This window comes from Mycobacterium sp. SMC-4 (genome assembly GCF_025263265.1).
GTDB lineage: Bacteria > Actinomycetota > Actinomycetes > Mycobacteriales > Mycobacteriaceae > Mycobacterium.
On record NZ_CP079869.1, the window covers coordinates 512,952 to 531,994 of the forward strand.

General features: G+C 69.1%; 19 protein-coding genes and 1 pseudogene. 6 read left to right on the forward strand and 14 right to left on the reverse strand.

The window, feature by feature from the left end; genetic code table 11:
- The first annotated feature begins 66 nt into the window (after positions 1–66).
- Positions 67–900 carry an endonuclease domain-containing protein gene (locus tag KXD98_RS02470; protein WP_260761714.1) on the forward strand — a complete coding sequence of 278 codons (834 nt, stop codon included), beginning with the start codon at positions 67–69 and terminating at the stop codon, positions 898–900.
- Positions 901–979: 79 nt separating this feature from the next.
- Here KXD98_RS02470 and KXD98_RS02475 read toward each other — a convergent pair whose 3' ends face one another.
- Positions 980–1,342: a pyridoxamine 5'-phosphate oxidase family protein gene (locus KXD98_RS02475; protein WP_260761715.1), complete on the reverse strand. Its 363-nt coding sequence runs from the start codon at positions 1,340–1,342 to the stop codon at positions 980–982.
- 58 nt (positions 1,343–1,400) lie between these two features.
- Here KXD98_RS02475 and KXD98_RS02480 point away from each other — a divergent pair.
- Positions 1,401–2,218, forward strand: a pseudogene (locus KXD98_RS02480) (SDR family NAD(P)-dependent oxidoreductase).
- An 8-nt stretch (positions 2,219–2,226) separates the two neighbouring features.
- On the opposite strand, the gene KXD98_RS02485 reads toward KXD98_RS02480, so the two are convergent.
- The 10 genes from KXD98_RS02485 to KXD98_RS02530 form a co-directional block, all read right to left on the reverse strand.
- Positions 2,227–3,417, reverse strand: coding sequence for an AI-2E family transporter (locus KXD98_RS02485; protein ID WP_260761716.1), 1,191 nt, complete (start codon positions 3,415–3,417; stop codon positions 2,227–2,229).
- 92 nt (positions 3,418–3,509) lie between these two features.
- The gene (locus KXD98_RS02490; protein WP_260761717.1) at positions 3,510–4,046 is read right to left on the reverse strand and encodes a Na+/H+ antiporter subunit E; all 537 of its coding nucleotides are present in this window, start codon (positions 4,044–4,046) and stop codon (positions 3,510–3,512) included.
- Complete coding sequence (locus KXD98_RS02495) at positions 4,043–5,839, reverse strand: complex I subunit 5 family protein (protein WP_260761718.1); 1,797 nt, start codon at positions 5,837–5,839, stop codon at positions 4,043–4,045. The genes KXD98_RS02490 and KXD98_RS02495 overlap by 4 nt, the downstream gene beginning before the upstream one ends.
- A complete protein-coding gene (locus tag KXD98_RS02500) occupies positions 5,836–7,329 on the reverse strand; it encodes a complex I subunit 5 family protein (RefSeq protein ID WP_260761719.1) in 1,494 nt (497 codons plus the stop codon). The genes KXD98_RS02495 and KXD98_RS02500 overlap by 4 nt, the downstream gene beginning before the upstream one ends.
- Complete coding sequence (locus tag KXD98_RS02505; RefSeq protein WP_260761720.1) at positions 7,326–8,813, reverse strand: complex I subunit 5 family protein; 1,488 nt, start codon at positions 8,811–8,813, stop codon at positions 7,326–7,328. The genes KXD98_RS02500 and KXD98_RS02505 overlap by 4 nt, the downstream gene beginning before the upstream one ends.
- A complete protein-coding gene (locus KXD98_RS02510; RefSeq protein ID WP_260761721.1) occupies positions 8,810–9,124 on the reverse strand; it encodes an NADH-quinone oxidoreductase subunit K in 315 nt (104 codons plus the stop codon). Before KXD98_RS02510 ends, KXD98_RS02505 begins: the two co-directional genes overlap by 4 nt.
- Positions 9,121–10,032 carry a hydrogen gas-evolving membrane-bound hydrogenase subunit E gene (gene mbhE, locus KXD98_RS02515; RefSeq protein ID WP_260761722.1) on the reverse strand — a complete coding sequence of 304 codons (912 nt, stop codon included), beginning with the start codon at positions 10,030–10,032 and terminating at the stop codon, positions 9,121–9,123. Before mbhE ends, KXD98_RS02510 begins: the two co-directional genes overlap by 4 nt.
- Positions 10,029–10,322, reverse strand: a complete 294-nt coding sequence (locus tag KXD98_RS02520; protein ID WP_260764940.1) for a monovalent cation/H(+) antiporter subunit G — start codon at positions 10,320–10,322, stop codon at positions 10,029–10,031. The genes mbhE and KXD98_RS02520 overlap by 4 nt, the downstream gene beginning before the upstream one ends.
- A complete protein-coding gene (locus KXD98_RS02525) occupies positions 10,322–10,597 on the reverse strand; it encodes a hypothetical protein (RefSeq protein WP_260761723.1) in 276 nt (91 codons plus the stop codon). Before KXD98_RS02525 ends, KXD98_RS02520 begins: the two co-directional genes overlap by 1 nt.
- A gap of 10 nt (positions 10,598–10,607) precedes the next feature.
- Positions 10,608–12,386 carry an amidohydrolase family protein gene (locus KXD98_RS02530; protein WP_260761724.1) on the reverse strand — a complete coding sequence of 593 codons (1,779 nt, stop codon included), beginning with the start codon at positions 12,384–12,386 and terminating at the stop codon, positions 10,608–10,610.
- Between the two features lie 22 nt (positions 12,387–12,408).
- Here KXD98_RS02530 and KXD98_RS02535 point away from each other — a divergent pair, with 22 nt between their 5' ends.
- From KXD98_RS02535 to KXD98_RS02550, 4 genes are read left to right on the forward strand one after another with little or no spacing between them, the layout of a single operon-like run.
- Positions 12,409–12,801, forward strand: coding sequence for a VOC family protein (locus tag KXD98_RS02535; protein ID WP_260761725.1), 393 nt, complete (start codon positions 12,409–12,411; stop codon positions 12,799–12,801).
- A gap of 60 nt (positions 12,802–12,861) precedes the next feature.
- Complete coding sequence (locus KXD98_RS02540; protein ID WP_260761726.1) at positions 12,862–13,383, forward strand: mycothiol transferase; 522 nt, start codon at positions 12,862–12,864, stop codon at positions 13,381–13,383.
- 52 nt (positions 13,384–13,435) lie between these two features.
- Positions 13,436–14,965 (forward strand): aldehyde dehydrogenase family protein, encoded by a 1,530-nt coding sequence (locus KXD98_RS02545; protein ID WP_260761727.1) that lies wholly within the window; start codon positions 13,436–13,438, stop codon positions 14,963–14,965.
- Between the two features lie 17 nt (positions 14,966–14,982).
- Positions 14,983–15,831, forward strand: coding sequence for a hypothetical protein (locus KXD98_RS02550; protein WP_260761728.1), 849 nt, complete (start codon positions 14,983–14,985; stop codon positions 15,829–15,831).
- A 9-nt stretch (positions 15,832–15,840) separates the two neighbouring features.
- Here the strand turns inward: KXD98_RS02550 and KXD98_RS02555 are convergent, their stop codons facing one another.
- The 3 genes from KXD98_RS02555 to KXD98_RS02565 are packed head-to-tail and all read right to left on the reverse strand — an operon-like array spanning position 15,841 to position 18,881.
- Positions 15,841–16,446: a TetR/AcrR family transcriptional regulator gene (locus tag KXD98_RS02555; protein ID WP_260761729.1), complete on the reverse strand. Its 606-nt coding sequence runs from the start codon at positions 16,444–16,446 to the stop codon at positions 15,841–15,843.
- Entirely contained in the window at positions 16,443–17,945 is a 1,503-nt protein-coding gene (locus KXD98_RS02560; RefSeq protein WP_260761730.1) for an FAD-dependent monooxygenase, read from the reverse strand. The genes KXD98_RS02555 and KXD98_RS02560 overlap by 4 nt, the downstream gene beginning before the upstream one ends.
- Positions 17,946–17,984: 39 nt before the next feature.
- The gene (locus KXD98_RS02565) at positions 17,985–18,881 is read right to left on the reverse strand and encodes a crotonase/enoyl-CoA hydratase family protein (protein ID WP_260761731.1); all 897 of its coding nucleotides are present in this window, start codon (positions 18,879–18,881) and stop codon (positions 17,985–17,987) included.
- Positions 18,882–19,043 lie beyond the last annotated feature (162 nt).

Consider the following 19,043-nt stretch of genomic DNA (forward strand, 5'->3'; position numbering starts at 1 on the left):
ACAGGTTCGGCCAGAAAAGCGTGCGGGAGGCCCACTCTCGTCGGTGACCGTGGCGACGGTCGGCGTATGGAGCCCTTTCTCGGCAGCGTGGCGGTGCGCGACGGCGCGCTGACTCGACGTGGTTTGACCCGTCATCACCGCGCGATCTTCCGTGACGTCTACGTGGGGAAGAATGTCGAACTCACGGCCAGGATCAAAGCGGAAGGCGCCTGGCTGGCCACGGGTGCGGTACTCGGCGGGATGTCGGCTGCCGCGGTCTTCGGCACGAAGTGGATTGATCCGGCAGCGCCCGCAGAGATCATCCGCCCCGACCGGCATTGCGCCGCAGGCATTCTCGCGCACTCATGGAGCCTCGGAGCTGGTGAGACCTGTTTGGTCGGCGGTGTAAGTGCCACCACGCCCGCACGAACGGCCTTTGATATCGGACGTAGCCGCCCACCCGATCAGGCGATACCCGTCATCGACGCGTTGATGAACGCCACGCGCGTCTCTGCCGCCGAGGTCGCACGAGTCGCTGCCGCCCACCCCGGTGCCCGCGGAGTCCGACGTCTGTCACAGGTGCTCGATTTTGTGGATGGGGGCGCGGAGTCGCCCCGGGAGACCACATTGCGGCTGATTCTCGTGCGTGGCGGCCTGCCCCGCCCCGAAACGCAGATCGCGTTCCGCGAGCTCCGCATCCGGGTGGACATGGGGTGGCGTGAATGGAAGGTCGCCGTCGAGTACGACGGTGTGCAGCACTGGAATGATCGCCGTCAACGGGCTTGGGATATAGAAAGATCGGTGCTGTTGGAATCCGTCGGCTGGACAGTGGTCAGGGTGAGCAGCGACATGCTCGGTCGTCGGGAGGTCATTGTCGAGAGGGTTCGCTCCAAACTGCGCGCCGCGGGGTGCCCACTGTGAAGCCATGGGAAGCCGACCGTGGGCCCTGTGCACGCTTCCGCGTGAAATTCCGTGCACAAGACCCACGCTGGCGTCGGAACTAGATCGGGACGCAGTCGTCGCCACAGCCGGACGCCGCGGCACTGCCGGGTGTCGCCGGCCGGTGTAGGACGGCGCCGGTGGGCCTCACGTGTAGCCCCGCGTCTACGGTCGCGTGCCCATCGACGATCAGCGTGTATCCCCCGTCGGCGCGCGGCGGCCACACCAACGTCACCTGTGGGTGGGCGGACGCGTTGCGGCGGGTGCTGTTGCCGATCGACCCGAGATGCAGGACATCCCCGTGGAGCACCGGGTCGACGGCGACAGTGTGGGCGCGGAAGTCGTCGCCGACAGTGACCAGGTAGGCGAACGTGAAATCGGCGAGGGTGTCCGCCAAGCGGTCGAGGTTCACCTGCACGCTCATAGGCCGAGCGTACGGCGGCTCGGGGAACAAGAGCACAGCGCGCGTGGTTTCGCACGACATGCCTCTGCCGACACCGTCGCCCACCACCACCGCCGTCGTCACCGGAGCGTCCGCTGGGATCGGCGCCGACCTGGCCCGCGAACTCGCCGCGCGTGGCCACGGCCTGACGCTCGTGGCCGGCGGGAGGACCGCCTGCGTGCGCTCGCCGACGAATTGTCCGGCGCCGTGCGCGTCGAGGTGATCGCGTGCGACGTCGCTGACGCTGCTGCCCGGGCCGACCTGCTTGCGGAGGTGGACCGCCGCGGTCTGACCGTCGACGTGCTGATCAACAACGCCGGCATCGGCACCATCGGGCCGGTGGCCGAGTCGACACCGGAAGCCGAGGTGGCGCAGGTCCGCGTCAACGTGGAGGCGCTGATCGACCTGACCACGCGTGCTGTGCGGCAGATGGTGCCGCGCGGGCGCGGCGCAATCCTCAACGTCGGATCCACGGCAGGTTTTCAGCCCTTCCCCGGCCAAGCAGGTTATGCGGGAACCAAGGCGTTCGTGCGCACGTACACCGACGGGTTGCGCGGAGAGCTCGCGGGCACTGGCGTGACCGTGGCCGCGCTGCACCCGGGACCGGTGCGCACTGAGTTTCTCCAGTCCGCCGGCATGGACGAGGACACCTTCGCCGCGGCGTTTCCGAAGCTGCTGTGGATGCCGTCACCCGCGGTGGCCAAAGCGGGCATCGACGCGCTGGCCAACGACCGCGGCGCGGTGATACCCGGTCTGCAGAACGAGATCCCGGCGCGGTTGTTCGAGTTCATGCCCCGTCGACTACTGCTGCCCCTGTTGGCCGGCCGCCATCCCGCGCTGCGCCGTTCGCGGCGGTAGAACAGCCGTCAGTCCTCACTGTCGCGCGGCGCCTTCGACAGCGCTTCGGCGGGCGCGTCATCGTCGGCCGAATCCGCGGCAGGTTCCTCGTCGGGTTCAGCCGGCGGGTCGGGATCGGCGTCCGTGGATTCCTCCTGATCCGAAAGTAGTCGTTTACCGGCGGCGTTGAGGAAGGCCAGCAACGGCACCGCCAGCAGCGCGCCGATGATGCCGGCCAGCAACGCACCCGCGGTGATCGCCAACAGCACCGCCAGTGGATGCAGTCGCACCGCGCGACCCATCACGAATGGCTGCAACACATTTCCCTCGAGCTGTTGAACGGCCAACACGACCCCCAGCGTCAATGCCGCCACCAGGAAACCCTTCGACAACAGCGCCACCACGACCGCGAGGAAACCGCTGACCACAGCTCCGACCACCGGGATGAACGCGCCGAGGAAGACCAGCGAGGCCAGCGGCAGCGCCAACGGCACGCCGAGGATGACCAGGCCGATGCCTATGCCGACGGCGTCGACGAGGGCGACCAGGAAGGTCGCCCGCACGAACCCGGTCAGGGATCCGTACCCGGCCTTGCCCGCCTCGCGCACCCGCTCGCGGGAAGGCATCGGGATGATCTTGGTGACGTAGGACCAGATGCCGCGCCCGCCGTAGAGCAGGAAGATCACGATGAAAAGGATCATGAAGAAGGCGGTGACGATTTGGGTGACCGCCGTCGCGGTGGAGATGGCACCAGTGGTCAGGCGCGCCTGGTTGTCGGTGATCGCCGAGATGGCGGCCTCGGCCGCGCTGTCGAGTTGCTCGCGGCTCAACCCGAGTGGTCCTTCGGTGAGCCACTCGTTGGCCGCGGCGATGCTGCGGGTGACCTCGCCGCTGAGTTCGGGCAGCCCCGCGATCAGCTGCGAGATCACGAAGGTCAGCACACCGCCCAGCGCTGCACCGCTGACCAGCAGCACCGAGGCCACCGACAAACCGCGCGGGACACCCCACCGGGTCAGCCGGTCCACCTGAGGCAACAGCAAGGCGCACAAGATGATCGAGATGGCCACCGAGACGACGATCAACTGAACTTGCGCGATCACCCAGATGGTGGCGACCACCGCCGCGCCGATGACGAGCAACCGCCACGCCCATGCCGTGGTTTTGCGGACCAGCAGGGGAACCGCCTCCACAACCGGGTCCGAACCAGGGGTGTTGTCCATCGGTCCAGGTTATCCACTGTTTTCATATGCAAAACAGGTTGTGTGACAGCGTTATCGCGTTTGCCACGTCGGCGTCATCTACTCGCCTGGCCTCAGGACTGCGGTGCGGCGTCGGAGATGTCCGGCGGGTCGAACACGTCAGCCAAGAATCGCTGCAACGTATTCAACGGCTCGTCGACGTCGATCTCGTGGTGCAGCACATGCAGCTGCAGCAGATGTCCGTCGGGCACCTCGACGATGTCGACCGACAGCGTTCCGGGCGTCAGCGACGCCAAGTCGGCCAGGAGGACCCGGGCGACCGGGGACTGCAGGTACACGAATAGCTCGGCCTCGGCCGGGGCCACGTCCACCGGCGTGGCCAGGCCCCGCCGTGCCACGTCGACCGCGCCGCCCACCGAGCGGTGCACGAACCACACCATGATCCGTAGGGCGGCCCCGATACGCACCGGCCAGGGCCGGCGCACAGTCGGTCGCGGCGGACTCACGAGCAGGGTCGCCACCGTCAGCGCGCCGATCACCGGCGCCCCGTATTGCCAGAGACCGTCGCCTTCCGACAGCACCCACCACAGCGCCGCGAACACTGCCGTGCGGGTCAGCGCGACACGGACCACCCGTAGCGGCCGGCTCACCAGAGCACCCCGACGCACAACGCGACCACCAGCATCGCGCCGACGCAGAGGATCGCCACACCGGAGACACCCCACCGGTCCAGCGCGGACTCCCACCGCGCGGTGACGGCATCGAGGCGGTGCCACACCCGCCCGGCATCAATCCATCGTGCCTGTTCGAGGTAGCTGCGTGCCCCGGCCCGACGGGCAGCGCGGGCGATCCGGGCCAGCACGGCCTCTTCCGGCACGATGAGGTCCCCGGCGGGCACCAGGGTGCCGTCCGGATGCGCCAGCCGCGGGGGCAGCATGTCGCGGACGGACAGCATCATTGCCGCGCCGGCGATCAGCACCCCGATCAGGATCGGCCAACTGGCGTCCCAGACGGTGACGGTGTCCAGTCCCGGCACCCGGATCAGCGGTGCCCAGCTTTCGGCCAACACCCAGGTGGCGCCGGTCCCGGCGAGGGCCAACAACACCCAGGACGCCAGGGCGGGGTCGGGCCGGTGTGCCGGCCCGCGCCGGCCGGTCAGCAGCACCCAGCCGGCACGGGCGAGCAGCAAGGTCGATACCGTGCCCACCCACGGCAGCAGACTGGTCAGCTCCACGCCCGCGAAGGTGACCGGGCTGATGGCCTCCTTGGCGGCGTATTTGGCGACGGAGCCCGACCCCAGCGGAGCGCCGGCGACGGCCAGCGCCAACAGCGCCAGTACCGCCAGCACCAGGTAGCGGGCCGGGGCGGTGTAGTTACGGCGCCACACCGCGACCCCGAGGAACAATCCACCCTTGGCGACGCCGTGGTGCACGGCATAGACCACCGCGGCCAGGATGGCGGGCTCGGCCAGCTCCGGCTGGGCCAGCGCGATACCGACGAGCACGGTCAGAAATCCCATCTGGCTGATGGTGCTGTAGGCCAGTGCCACCTTCGGATCGCGGTGCAGCACCCCGATCGGCAGCGCCAGGAACGCGCCGAGCACGGCCAGCACCACCAGCGTCACACCCCAGCCCGGCAAGGCGACCTCGCCGAGCGGCAGGAAACGCAACCAACCGAACAGCCCGGCCTTGACCATCGCCCCGGACAGCACGGCGCTGGCGGCAATCGGTGCGGCCGGGTGTGCCAGCGGCAGCCACACATGCAGCGGCACGGTGCCGGCTTTGATCCCGAACCCGACGAACAGCAGCGCGATGATCGCGGCGCGATGCTCGGACTGTGCTACTGCCGCGGGGGCGTCGGCGATCAGTCCCCCGCCGGCGCCGACCACCATCACCAGCGCCGCGAGCACCGCCAATTCGGAGATCATGGTCAGCACCAGATACACCCGCCCCGCCCGACGCGCCTCGGCCGAGGTGGTGTGCACGACGCAGCCGTAGGCCGACAGGCTCATCACGGCGAAGGCGGTGTAGAAGCTCACGGTGTCGGCGGCCAGGAATACCCCGATATTGCCCAGGAAGCTGGTCAGCAGGAAGCCGCTGAGGATGTGGGCTCGCGCGTTGTTGCTGAACGCCACGGTCACCAGGGCAGCGCCGTAGAGCACCACGGTCATCAACACCAATGGCCGGGCCAGTGCGTCGACCTGCAGGCTGGTGCCCAGCACCAGCCACGGAACGTCGAGCACGCCGGCGCCCGGCCCGAGCGCGGCCAGCACTCCGGCCGGCACGGTGGACACGGCGGCCCAGCGGACCAGGGTGCGGCGCCGGTGCACGCCGACTCGGGTGTTCCACCAGCCGGTGGTGGCCAGCGCGATCATCACGGCCAGCGGTGCGCTGATCGCTGCGATCCACAGCGCGGTCTGCGGCGCGCTCAGCCCGGTGGTCATTGTCCGTAGATCCCCTCGGTGATGAGGCGAGCCAGCTCCAGCGGGGAGTAGGGCCAGCCGGCGACCACGCCGATCCCCAGCACCAGCAGGGCGGTGGTGGCGGTCGGCAGCACCAGTGACGGTGCCGCCTCCAGACCCGTCAGGGGCGTCAGTTCGGCGGCCTTCGAGCGCTTCCACCAGAGCCGGTAGACGATCGGGAAGAAGTACAAAGCGTTGAGCAGGCTGGAGGTGATCAACACGGCCAGTATCCAGCCTTGGCCGGTTTCGACGGCACCGCCGGCCAGGTACCACTTGGACAGGAAACCGGCCAGTGGCGGGATCCCGACCATGCCGACCACAGCGATGGTGAACGCCGTCGCCGTCACCGGCATCCGGCGGCCTACCCCGTCGAGTTCGGACACCTTGCTCAGCCCGAGCACGGTGGCGAACAGGCCGGCGCAGAAGAACATGGTGATCTTCATGAAGCCTTGGTTGACGATGTGGGCGATGCCGCCGGTGGTGGCCAACACCGAGGCCACCGATACCCCGAGGGTGACGTAGGCGACTTGGCTGACCGTCGAATAGGCCAGCCGCGCTTTGAGGCCGTCCTGGCGCAACGCCTGGACCGAGCCGTAGATGATGGTCACGCTGGCCAGCACCGCCAGCGGGGTCAACACGCCGAGTTCCTCGGCCAGCTCGACGCCGTAGACGTAGTCGACGAGCAACACCACCCCGAAAACGCCGGCCTTGACGACGGCCACCGCGTGCAGCAGTGCGCTGACCGGTGCCGGCGCCACCATGGCTCGCGGCAGCCAACCGTGCAGTGGGACCAGGGCCGCCTTGACCCCGAGACCGGCCAAGATCAACACGAAAATCGCGGTGGCCGTCAGCGGGTGCTGGTCGGCGAAGTCCCGCAGCGCGGGGCTGCCCCGGTCGGTGAAGTCCACCGGGCCGACCGTCGCGGTCAGCCACACCACGCCGAGCAGCAGAACCACGCCGCCGGTCAGGGTGTAGGCCAGGTAGGTGCGGCCACCGGCTACCGCGGCGGGGGTGCCCTCGTGCACGACCAGCGGGTAGGTGACCAGCGTCAGTAGCTCGAAGAAGATCACGAAAGTGGTCAGGTTCCCCGACAGCGCGATACCGCTGGTGGCCAGCACGCACAGGCTGAAGAAGCCGAAGAATCGGTTGAGGTGCGGCCCCTGGCCCAGGTAGCCGATGGCATAAATCGTGGTGAGCAGCCACAGCACCGCCGACAACGCCAGGAAGTACAGCGCGAACGGTTCCACCCGCAGAACCAGGTCGATGCCGGGCACGAACGGGGCCTGGAACTCGAAGCGTGCTCCTGCCGCGGCAGCCGGGATCAGCGCGGCGACCAGGACGACCTTGCCGATCGCGCCGGCGAGGTTGAAGGCGACGCGGGTGCGCCGGGCGCGTTCGGGGAGGGCGAAGATGACGACGCCGGGAATCAACGACGTGGCCAGCACGGCCAGCGGGAGCAGTGAGCCGGTCACAGCGCCACCCCCAGCACCCCGGTGGAGCTCAGCGCGAGTGCCGCCGAGGTCCCGATGCCCAGGACGGCTGCTGCGACGGCGGCCGCCAGGGCCGCATACCGCATCCTGGCCGGGTCCGCCGGTGATTCGTCGGCCGGCTCGGTGCGCGTCGCGCTGAACATCACGGTCAGGACCCGCCCGCTGTAGGCGGCGGTCAGCAGGCCGCCTCCGACCAGCACGGGCAGCCACCACCACTGACCGCTGTGCATCGAGGCCGTCATCAGCTGCCACTTCCCGGCGAACGCCACTGCCGGCGGCAGCCCGGCCAGCGCGATGGAGGCCAACCCGAAGGCCATCACCGGCACCGGATGGCGGGCGGCTGCGCCGCGCATCGCGGTGAGCTTGTCGGTGCCGTAGCTGTGCAGCAGCGCACCTGCAGCGGTGAACATTGCGGTCTTGGCCAACGCATGGCCCACCACGAACGCGATCGTGCCCTGCACGGCCATGGTCGCGACGGCTCGGGCTTCGGCGCCGGCACCGTCGACGAGTGCCGGCGCGGTCAGTGGGACCAGCAGCACGAAGTAACCGACCTGGGCCACCGTCGAGTACGCCACGACGCGCTTGAGTCGGTCCTGTCGCAGAGCGGCCACGCTGCCCCAGACGACCGCGATGCATCCCAGCACCCCGACCACCTGCGACACGACCAGCAGCGCAGCATCGACGGGCAGCGTGGTCCACAGCCGGAACAGCACGAACAGCGATGCCTTGACGACCAACGCCGACATCAACGGACTGACGGCGCTGGGCGCGCCGGCGTGTGCCGGCGGCAGCCAGGCGTGCATCGGCGCCAGCGCGGACTTCAGACCCAGGCCCAGCGTCGCCACGCTGACTGCCACCGCCACGGTCAGGCCGTCCGCGGTCGTCAGCCGACTGCTGACCTGCTCGAGCGCCAATGACCCGGTGGTGGCGTAGAGCAGCGCGACGGCCAGCAGGAACCACAGCGATCCGAGCACGGCCAACAGCAGGTAACGCAGGGCAGCACCGGCCGCGCGCGCCCCGCCCAACGCGACGGCACCCACTCCGGCCACTGTCACCAGTTCCAGCGCCACATAGGTGTTGAACAGATCAGCCGCGACGAACACGGCATTGAGGCCGGCCCACATCGCCAACCAGAGCGGCCAGAAGAACGGTGTGCCGCGGGCGTCGGCCGACCCGCTGGCGTACACGGTCACCAGCAGACCGACCACCGCGGCGGTGGCCAGGAAAACTACCGACATCCCGTCGGCCCGCAGCCCGATGCCGACCGGCTCGGCCCAACCGCCCAACGTCATCGCCACCGGACCCGACCGGGCCACCTCCAGGGCCAGCAACACCGAGGCCACGCAACCGGCCACTGCCGTCGGCAAACCCACCGCGAATCCACGCTGCGGAATGACCGCGGTGATCATTGCGGCAGCCAGTGGGACGAACACGACCGACCCGAGCAACCACTGCGCCAGGTTCACGCGGGGTCCTCGGTGTCGGATTCGTCGGCCGGGCCGTCACCCGGCGACGGTGGCCGGGTCTGTCGGATCAACACCAGCGCCAGCCCGGTCACCGACACCGCGATGACGATGCCGGTGAGCACCAGGGCATGCAGCACCGGGTCGGGCGGGTCGGTGCGTGCGGCCAACGCGACCAGGATGACGAACACCCCGGAACCGGCCACGTTCACCGCGACCACCCGGCGCACCGGGTCCGAGTCGAGCAGCATCCGGACAGATCCGAGCGCTATCAGGACCGCGCCGAGTGCGAGAAACCACTCCAGACGTGTCACCGGCTGGGCTCCTGGGCCACCAGCAGCGCCGCCAGTGCGACACCGATCGACACCGCCAGCACGGCCTCCACGGCCACGACCGCGGTGCCGGCCCACGGTTCTTCGAGGGTGAGCCAGCCCGTCAGGGTGGCGGTGCCGGCGGCCAGCGCGACGAACACGGCCGCACCGGCCACGATCAGCAGCCGCAACACCGGGCCTGCCGGTACCCGCACCGAACTGGTCAACAACGCCAGGATGAGCAAGCCGGCCACCACGGCTCCGGACTGGAAGGCCCCCCCGGGCCGCGACGAGCCGGCGACCAGCAACCATGCCGCCAGCAGCACCAGGACCGGGCCCAGTACGCGCAGCAGGACCATCACCGTCGGGCGCCGGTCGACGGGTGTGTCGACCGTGCGCAGGGAGCCTCTCGGGTGCAGAGACAGCGCGGCCACCGCGGCCACCGCGAGGACGACCACCTCGAGCAGGGTGTCGTACGCGCGGAAATCCAGCAGTACCGCGGTGACCGGGTGACTGACCGCCGCGTCGGGGATGCTGGCGGTGGCCTGCCGGGCCAGCGCTTGATCGCCGACCGGGCCGGCCGCGGCCGGGATCAGCACCACGGCCAGTAGGGCGCCCGCGGCCAAAACCAGCACGGCCTGGCCGGTCAGCATGGCCCGCCGGATGCGCACTTCGTCGTTGTCGCGTGCCACCGCTGCCACCAGCAGCGCGCCGGTGACCCCGGCGGCCAGCGCGGCTTCTGCCAACGCCACGTCCGGGGCGCCCAGGCGCGCCCATACGCCGACCAGCAGTACGCCCATGCCCAGGAACATGGTGACCGAGGCGATGCGATCGGGGTGCAGCAGTGTCACCCACGCTGCCACCAGCACCCCGCCGCCGAGGGCGATGTCGAGCACCGCGACGGAGTTCATCGTGGTTCGGTCTCCGTGCCACCGCGGGCGAGCAGTCCGGCCGCGGTGGCGCTGGCGGCCAGCGCCAACAACCAGATCAGGATCAGCAGGCCCACGGTGGCCACCGACCCCGCGGCCAATGACAGGCCGATGACCAGCAGGCCCAAGCCGAGGTTGTCGGCCTTGGTCAGCGCGTGCAGCCGGCTGCGGGTGTCCGGGAAGCGCAGCAGACCGATGGTGCCCAGGGTGTACATCGCGCAGCCGGCGACGATGAATCCGACGGTCGCCACCGTGGTCAGGGTTGCCACCATCACCGTCCCTCCCCGGTGCGGCCGTGGTGTTCCTGTGCGGCGACCAGCACGGCCACCACCACCAGGGCCAGCGCGACGAGCACCAGACCGGCGGTGCGCAGCGCGGGGACGTCGACCAGTTCGGCGATCAGCAGCAGGGCGCCCACACCGGTGGTGGACAGCAGTGCCACCCCGGCGATGCGGTCGCGCGCGCTGGGCCCGAGTGCCACGCGCACACCGCCGACGATGACATTGACGATGAGTACGGCAGCCGCGATCGCGAGGAAGCGCTCCACAATCGGGCGGTCACCTCACCGGAGCGGGCTGTCGGCCGCGCACCAGGCGACCGGGCCGCGCGTCGGTCGGCGTGCCGTTCTCGGCGATCACCGCACCTGAGACGATGGTGGCGACATATCCCTCTGCGGTCTGGTCCAGGCGACGACCACCGGCCGGCAGGTCGTGGCGGATCACCGGCCGGTGCAGCCGGACCGCCTCAGGGTCGATGACGTTGAGGTCCGCCTTGTAGCCCGGCGCGATTCGGCCGCGATCGTGCAGGCCGGCCACCCGGGCCGGCACCGAGGTCAGTTCCCGTACCGCTTCGGCCACCGTCAACCTTCCTGACGCACGATATCGCACCCAGTGCGTCAGCATATAGGTCGGAAAGCTTGCGTCGCAGATCATCCCGTAGTGCGCACCGCCGTCACCGAGGCCGAGCACCACATCGTCGCGGCGGATCAGTTCGGCGACGGTGTCCAGGCTGCCGTCACGGAAGTTGGCCAGCGTGACCAGCAACATGGCGTGGCCGTCATCGTCGAGCAGTCGATCGTAGGCTTCTTCGAGCGGACTGACTCCGCGGGCCCGGGCTCGCGCACCGATCGAATCTGACGGTGCCGGTTCGTAATTCGGGGGGTCCTCGAGCGGGAACATGTAGTCCCAGGCTTGTGCGGCGAACATCAGCGGGTGGCCGTCGGAGGCTGGTGTGTCGTCCAGGATCCGCTGTCGCACTTCGGGTTTGCGCATCTCGGCGACCTTCTCGGCCAGCGGCAGCGCCGCGATCTCGCGATAGCTCGGGTACATCACGAACGGGTTACCCGACAGCTCCAGACCCAACACCAGGCCGATGGGGCGAGGAAAGATCTGGGCGGTCACGGCCGGCCCGCCGGCTCCGGCGTCCTGGTTGGCTTTCTCGACCATGGTCAGCGCGTCGAGGAAGGAGGGTTCGCCGGCATTGCCGATCGCCAGCGTGAAGGTGACCGGCAGTCCGACGTCGGCGGCCACGTCGAACACCGTCCGCAGCACCGGCTCGTAATCCCCGGCGACCAGGTCGGGGACGAACTGGATCAAGCCGCCGCCTCCGTCATCGAGTCCGCGAGCGATCGCCTCGATCTCGGCGCGGTCGGCGTCGTAACTGGGGATCGGGCGGCCGCTCTCGGTCTTGTGCAGGGTGAAGCGCGAGGACGCGAAGCCCAGTGCGCCCGACTGGACCGCTTCTTCGGCCAGTTTGCGCATCGATGCCAGATCCTCGGGGGTGGCCGGTTCGCGGTCGACCCCGCGCCGGCCCATCACGTACACCCGCAGCGGTGAGTGCGGCAGCAGGGCCGCCACGTCGATATCGCGGCGTCGCGCTTCGAGGGCATCGAGGAACTCCGGGAAGGTCTCCCAGTGCCAGGGCAACCCGTCCACCATGACCACGCCCGGGATGTCCTCGACGCCGGCCATCACGTCGACGAGGACGTCGTGGTCTTCGGGCCGGCATGGCGCGAAGCCGACACCGCAGTTGCCCATCACGGCGGTGGTCACGCCGTGCGCGGAGGACGGGGTCAGCCGGTCCGACCAGATCGCCTGGCCGTCGTAGTGGGTGTGTAGATCGACGAAACCGGGGGTGACCAGCAGCCCGGTCGCGTCGATGACGCGGGTGGCGTCGACCTGCGCGGGTGTGGCGTCGTCTGCACGGTTGACCACGGCATCTCCGGCGCGGTTCACCGCGACGATCACTGCGTCCCGAACCGCGACGTCACCGACGAACGGCTCACCACCGGATCCGTCGACGATGGTGCCGTTGCGAATGAGCAGATCGAATGTCATACGACGAATGTACGGTGAGCCCATGATCGACCACTTCGGAATCAACTGCGTCGGCTGGGATCAGTCGAAAGCGTTCTACGACAAGGTTCTCGGTGTTCTCGGCTATTCCCGGCAGATGGACTTCGGTGTCGCAATCGGCTACGGCACCGACGGCCATCCGTCATTCTGGATCGCCGATGCGTCGGCCGGACACGTCGAGGGTCCCAACCGCGAGGTACACATTGCGTTCGCGGCCAAGGATGCCGAGTCGGTTCAGTCGTTCTTTCAGACTGCCCTGGCGCTGGGCGCCGAGCCGCTGCACCAGCCTCGGTTGTGGCCGGAATACCACGAGCATTACTACGGCGCGTTCGTCCGGGACCCGGACGGCAACAACGTCGAAGCGGTGTTCCACGGCGGCGGGCCGCCTGAGGGGTGAGGCGGCGGGCCGCCTGAGGGGTGAGGCGGCGGGCCGCCTGAGCGCGCGTAGCGTGGAACCATGGCCGACGCCGACGCCGCCCGGGAACTGCTGCGTGACTTCTTCACCCGGCTGATCGAGCACGTCGACGAAGTGACCGATGGCCTGACAGACGAGGCCGCGTTGTTTCGGCCCACGCCGCAGGCCAACACGATCGCGTGGCTGACCTGGCACAGCGCGCGCATCCAGGACGCGCAGTTGTGCGACATTGCCGGCACCGAGCAGGTGTGGCTGCGTGACGGCTGGGTGGACCGCTTCGCGCTGGACCTGCCCCGCGACGCGCACGGGTACGGGCACACCCCCGAGGACGTCGCGAAGGTGCGTGTGTCGGCCGACCTGCTGGCCGGTTACTACCACGCCGTGCACCGCGAGTCGCTGCAGTATGTGGCCTCGCTGTCGGCAGATGAACTGACTCGGGTCGTCGACCGGCACTGGAACCCGCCGGTGACGGCCGGCGCACGGCTGGTCAGCATCATCGACGACGCGGCCCAGCATCTGGGCCAGGCCGCGTACCTGCGTGGCATCGCCCCGCAGTCAGTTTGACGGGCGTCAACAGGACGGAGACGCGTGTCACGCCGCTCGTTAGCATAGGGCTATGAGCGCCACGCCCGATGTCGAGCTGCCCGACCCGTTCACCGGCACCGGGACGATCAGGAACCCGGCGACCGGGGGCGTTGTCGGTGAGGTGCACTGGACCGATCCGGGCGACGTGCCGCGACTGGCCGCCGGGCTGCGGGCGGCTCAGCGTGACTGGGAAGCGCGCGGTCCGAAGGGCCGGGCGAAGGTATTGGCGCGGTACGCCGTCTGGCTCGGTGAGCATCGAAGCGAGATCGAGGACCTGCTGATCGCCGAAACCGGCAAGTCCGCGGTCGACGCCGCCCAGGAAGTACCGCTGATCCTGATGATCACCTCGTACTACATCCGGACCATGGACAAGGCGCTGGCGCCGGAGTCACGGCCGGCTGCGCTGCCGTTCCTGTCGATCAAGAAGATCTCGGTGCACTACCGGCCGCGGCCGGTGGTCGGCATCATCGCGCCGTGGAACTATCCGGTCGCCAATGCGCTGATGGATGCGATCGGGGCGTTGGCCGCCGGCTGCTCGGTGCTGCTCAAGCCCTCTGAGCGCACTCCGCTGACCGCCGAGTTGCTGCTGCGAGGGTGGCTCGATTCCGGCGCACCCGAGGTGCTGGCTCTATCCCAGGGCGCGCGGGCGGTTTCCGAGGCGGTCATCGACAACGCCGACTTCGTTCAGTTCACCGGTTCCAGCGCGACCGGCGCGAAGGTGATGGAGCGTGCGGCGCGTCGGCTGACCCCGGTGAGCCTGGAGCTCGGCGGCAAGGACCCGATGATCGTGCTGGAGGACGCCGACATCGACCTTGCGGCGCACGCCGCGGTCTGGGGTGCGATGTTCAACGCCGGCCAGACCTGCGTGTCGGTCGAGCGGGCCTACGTCCTCGAGCCCGTCTACGACCAGTTCGTCGACGCCGTGGTGCGCGACGTGAAGAACCTCAAGGTGGGCAGCGGAGCGGGTCACGATGTGGGCTCCCTGATCGACCAGAGCCAGGTCGACGTCGCCGAACGGCACATTGCCGATGCGGTGGCCAAGGGCGCGCGCGTGCTGACCGGCGGCAAGCGCGGCACCGGGCCCGGAAGCTTCTACGAGCCCACGGTGCTCGTCGACGTCGACCACTCGATGTCCTGCATGACCGAGGAGACATTCGGTCCGACGCTGCCGATCATGAAGGTCTCCTCGGTCGATGAGGCGGTTCGGCTGGCCAACGACAGCCCGTACGGATTGTCGGCCGCGGTGTTCTCCAAGGACATTGATCGCGCCAATAGCGTTGCACTGCAACTTGATTGCGGTGGAGTCAACGTCAACGACGTGATTTCGAACCTGATGTGCACCACCGCCCCGATGGGTGGCTGGAAGACCTCGGGTATCGGTGCGCGGTTCGGAGGTCCGGAGGGTCTGCGCAAGTACTGCCGGATTGAGACCGTGGTCAGCCCCCGCACCAACGTCGGCGCCGGCGGCAACTACTACCACAACTCCCACCGGGCGCTGAAGCGGATGAACACGATGATGACCAAACTCGCGCTGATCCGGCCCCGCCGGATCGCCAAATAGACGCTCCGCCACCAGCGATGCGTTTTCTGGCTGCGCTACTACTGTGGCTGCTCACCACCGTCGCGCTGGCCGCGTCGGTGCCCGCGCTGTGGACGCAGGCGACGATCGTCAACGAGAACGGTTATGCCGCGCTGGCCGCTTCGGCCGCGGAGGATCCTCGGCTGCGACAGGCGATGGCCGACGAACTGACCACCCAGGCGATCGCGCTGGCTGCCGAGAACGGGTTTAACCTCAACCTGCAGTTGGTTTCTCGGGTGGCCGATTCCTACACTCACAACGAAGGATTCAGCGGACAGTTCGCCCAGGCCAATCGCATCGCACACCGGTGGATGTTCACCGGAGCTGTGCCCAGCGGCAACTCGACCGACCAGTGGCTGATCGATGTGGCACCCATGCTGGCCGACCCGTCATTCGACGCCACGCTGGGCAGCCTCGACCTTCAGGTGCCCGACAGCCTGACGGTGCCGATCACCGTGGACTCGCCGGAGTTGCGACCCGGCAAGCTGCGGTGGCTGGCGACCTGGGGGCCATGGGTCAGCATCGGGGCGGCCGTGGTGACGGTCCTGCTGGCGCTGCTGACGCTGGCTGCGGCGCGCTCGCGCGGCAAAGCGCTGACAGCGCTGGGGGTTTCGGCTCTGCTGGTCGGCGCTGCGGGGTGGGCCGGTATCGAGATGGCCGACCGCTACCGCGACGCGGCGCTGGACCAGACGGCCGGCAATATCCGAACCGTGGCCGAGGTGATGGTGGCCCACGCTGTGGACAGCCTGCACCACTGGCTCAACGTCACGCTGATTGCCGGTGGTGGGCTGGTGGTGCTGGGCGTGGTCGCCGCGGGGCTCGGGGGGATGCTGCGGCGCTCGGGGTGAGCCGTGAGCTCAGCGCGGCAGCAAGCCGATCTGCCGGTACACGGCACGGAGATACCGACGCATCTCGGCGGTGTCGGGCGGATGTGGTTGCAGCGCCCGATACATGACGGCGCCCACCATCATGTCGATGGCGACCTCGGTATCGGTGTCGGCGGCGACGGTGCCGAGCTCGCGGGCGCGTTCGAGGAGTCGGCCGGCCAGTATGCGGCGGGGCACGATGTAGTTCTCCCAGTAGGTGGCCATCAGTTCGGGATGGCTGACCGCGGACCCGAACACCCTGGCGACCAGCGCCCGGTACTGCGGAGTGCTGGTCGCGGCCGCCGCACTCTCGATGGCGGTTTCGACGAGCTCATACGGCGATTCAGTGTCGATCTGTTCAGCGGAGGCGTGTGCGACGTCGTCGGCGACCAGCACCTCCATGGCTGCGGCGATGACTTCTTCCTTGTTGGCCCAGCGGCGGTACACGGTGGGCTTTCCGACCCCGGCCTGCCGGGCAATCTGCTCCATGCTCGTGCCCTCGACGCCCCGTTCGATGAACAGCTCCAGCGCGACGCGAAGGATCGCCCGGTCGGTCGCGGCGTGTCGCGGTCGACCGCGAGCGGCGCCGGGGGTCACCGTGCACGACCGGTCTGCAGAGCACCCGTCAGCCAGCGGTCCAGGCTCGCCGAGTCGGAGGCCGCACCCCGCCAGGCCAGGTGGGCATCGGGGCGGATCAGCAGCACCTCGTCGCTGCGGTGGTTGAGGGTGGTGACGAAGTCGCCGAGATGGCCGCGTGCCACCTCGGCAGGTGCCCGGTCTGCGTCGGCCGGGAGCAGCAGCGCCCAGTGGGCGCCGAGTTCGCGGTGGATGCTGGTCGCCGTGCCGTCGGGGCGATGGCAAACCGTGTCGGCAACGCGATCTCCCGGTCGCAGTCTGCGGCCCGAACCGCCCAGTGGGCCCTTGTGATAGCTGACCCACAGTTGCGACGCGGTGTAGGTCGTCCAGCGCTGCATCGCCGGGAGCCGGAAGATGCGTGCGGCGACGTGGTCGCGCAGGAACCGGCCGAACGGATTGCTGGCGATGTTGATCTTGGTCACCACGCTGGTGCCGCGCAGCACGTCGGTGGCCAACGGGCGTCGCTCGGCCTGGTAGGTGTCGATCAGGGCGTCGTCAGCACGCCCATGAACGACCAACGCGAGTTTGAAGGCGAGGTTCTCGGCGTCGCCGATGCCGGTGAGCATCCCCTGACCGCCGAACGGGGCGTGGGCATGGGCGGCGTCACCGGCGATCAACACTCGGCCCCGCCGGTAGGTGTCGGCCAGTCTGCGGTGCACGGTGAAGACCGACAGCCATTCGGCACCGTTGATGTGGGCATCCCGGCCGGTGCGTTCGGGGATGATGTGCTCGATCCGGTCGAGGATTTCGCGGTCGGCCGGTCGTTGGGTGAGGCCTGGGTCGTAGGCGAACAGTCGCCAGAGATCACCGCGCCCGGTGTCATCGGGCATGGGCATCGCACCGACTATGCCGGCGGGGTGAACCCAGCCGGTCGTCCCGCCGCGGTCGAGGTCCCAGTCCAGGTGCAGGTCGGCCAGCAGCCAGCGTTCGGTCAGTTTGACTCCGGGAAACGCGATTCCGGCCAGGCTACGGGTGACGCTGGCGGTGCCGTCGCAGCCGACCAGCCAACGCGCCCCGATGGTGCTTCCGTCCTCGAGTTCGGCGTGCACGGCGTCAGGCTCGGCGCGCAGACCCACCAGGGCGCAACCCCATTCGGCAACGGTGCCGAGGTCGGCCAGTCGGGCGCGCAGCGCGGCCTCGACCTTGGCCTGCGAGATGACCATCGGCGGTGCCGCGGTGTGCATCTGCGGATCCCCGAACTCCAGCGTGGCCAGGGGGCGGTCGCCGAGGTAGTTGATGATCCGCATGGCCCGCAGCGACTCGTCGGGCAGGCTGCCCAGCGCGCCGATGCGGCCGAGGACCTCCGATCCCCGGGCATGCAGGAAGTTCGCCCGTGACGTGGTGGCGGGGCCGCCGGCGCGGTCGACGACGCGGACGCCGACGCCCTGCAGACGCAGCGCGCAGGCCAGCGCGAGGCCAGTAGGTCCCGCACCCACAACGAGGACATCGGTGTCGGCCATAGCCATAACGTAACGGAACCGTTCCGTAATGAAAAGAGCTCAGGGTTCGATGACGTGCGACGGGTCGGGTCGTCGGTGTGGCGGAGCCTGGCTGTAGTCCCGCCACGGGCCGTCGCGCTGCTCGACGGCCGCGCGCACCCCGTCGGTGGCGGCGGTCTCGACGAACCGCAGCGCATCGGGGGTGTTACGCATCAGTCCGTCCAGGATGCCGCCGAGGGTCTGCGTCGAGGCCAGGCCCATGTTCTCGTAGGCCTGGTTGACGATCAGCTTCTGCGCCTGCAGCTGTGACAGCGGGATGGTGGCGAGCATGGCGGCGACCTCTGCCACCCGTGCTTCCAGTCGTTCGAAAGGCACCGACTCGTTGATCAGCTCCACGGCGGCGGCTTCCTGACCGGTCAATGGCTCGCCGGTGAGGGCATGCCACTTCACCTTGGCCATCGACAGCCGGTACAACCACATCCCGGTCAGGTAGGCGCCCCACATCCGGGCGTACGGCGTACCGATGACGGCATCGTCGCTGGCGATGACGAGGTCCGCGCACAGCGCGTAATCGCTGGCCCCACCCACGCACCAGCCGTGCACCTGGGCGATCACCGGCTTGGACGCCCGCCAGATCGCCATGAACTTCTGCGTCGGACCGGTCTCGCGGGCGCTGACCATCGCGAAGTCCTTGCCCGGATCCCAGCGGCCGTCGGTGTTCATCGCCTCGCCCCAGTGGGTGAACCCGCCGCCGAAGTCGTAGCCGCCGGAGAACGACCGCCCGGCGCCGCGCAGCACGATCACCTTGACGGCGGGGTCGCGTTCGGCCAATCCCACAGCGGCTTCGATCTCGTCGGGCATGGGCGGCACGATGGTGTTGAGCTGCTCAGGACGGTTCAGGGTGATGGTCGCGACGGGCGGTTCAGCCCGGTACAGGATGGTCTGGAACGACGCCATGATTGCCAGTGTGCCCCGTCGTTGACCTCGGTAAGGCCAGGTCGAGCACCTCCCCCGCCCGGCGACGGCGACCGCGCGGCGACGGGGGTACCGGTCCGGCGCGCGGCTATCCTCGACGAGGCGCGTACCGGCAATCGCCGCGACGTTCGGGGTACAGAGAGA